We start from the raw sequence: 1,212 nt of genomic DNA on the forward strand, positions 1-1,212 counted from the left end.
CCGCGTCCGCCGGCGAGCGTCAGGGCGAGATCGACCATCCCGTCCCAGATGGGCAGCGTCATCCCGCCCTTGATCGCCATGTCGAGTCGCTGCGAGAACAGCAGCAGCTTGTGCAGGCGCTTGTGGGGCAGACGGTTGAGCGCCTGTTGATAGAAGGGGCGACGCTTGTCGAAAATCATCGGCTTCTGCGCCTTGCAGGCATGCTCGAAGCTCTGGCCTTGATCGAGGTGCTGGCGCAGCGAGAGCAGGGTGCGCAGCTCGCGGGTCAGCGCCCACAGGATCACCGGCGGCTCGACGCCTTCTCCCCGCAGCCCGAGCACGATGCGACCACTGCGCTCGACTTCCCCCTTCAGACACGCATCGGCCAGCGTGAAGACATCATAGCGGGCATTGTCCTCGACGCCCTGGATGATGGCATTGCCATCCAGGCGCGCGCCCGGCGGGTGCAGCAGCGCCAGCTTCTGCAGCTCCTGATCCGCGGCCAGCAGATTGCCCTCGATGCGCTCGGCCAGCAGGCGAGCGGCGTCCTGATTCAGCTCGAGGCCGTGACGACGGGCGCGGTCGCGAATCCAGAAGCCGAGGCGGGAATGGTCCACCGGCCACACCGCGATGAAGACGCCGACCTTCTCCAATGCCTTGAACCACGCCGTCTGCTGCACCTTGCGATCGAGACGCGCTGCGGTGATCAGCAGGATGTCGCCATCCTTCTCGATGCGCTCGGCGTAGGCCTTGAGGACCTTGCTGCCTTCCTGGCCGGCACTCTGGGTGCCCATGCGCAGCTCGATCAGCTTGCGCGAGGCGAACAGTGACATGCTGGCGGCAGACTCGGTCAAACGGCCCCACTGAAAGCCGTTCTCGACATGCAGTACCTCGCGCTCCTCGACACCGGCAGCGCGCGCCGCACGCCGGATGGCGTCGCAGCTTTCCTGGTGAATCAGCGGCTCATCACCGGCCACGATGTAGACGGGAGACAGGCGCTTGTTGAGCTGCTCGTCGAGCTTGTCGGGATAGACCTTCATGAATGTCCTTCGATACTGCGCGGGTCTGGTGGGCAAGTGCGCCTAAGGCTCAGGCGACCAGTCACGAGCAGGGTGCTAGCCCCTGGCGTGATGGTGGCCCTGAACAGGCACGGCCCCATGATGATCGGTTGCCCGATATCGTGGAGCCGTGCCTGGCGAACGTTGCGATTTCCAATCTCTACCAACTGCTGCC

The 1,212-nt window shown here is 64.9% G+C and carries 2 protein-coding genes; one reads left to right on the forward strand and one right to left on the reverse strand.

All coding sequences use genetic code 11. The annotated features are described in order from the left end of the window. The coding region (gene holA / locus AC4FAH_RS03445; RefSeq protein WP_490245637.1) for a DNA polymerase III subunit delta at positions 1-1,019 on the reverse strand (1,019 nt) is incomplete at its 3' end. 2 nt (positions 1,020-1,021) lie between these two features. Between holA and AC4FAH_RS03450 the strand changes: the two genes are divergently transcribed. After that, positions 1,022-1,212: hypothetical protein (locus tag AC4FAH_RS03450; protein WP_490245638.1), on the forward strand; the 191-nt coding region annotated here is incomplete at its 3' end.

Source organism: Cobetia sp., from assembly GCF_983723665.1.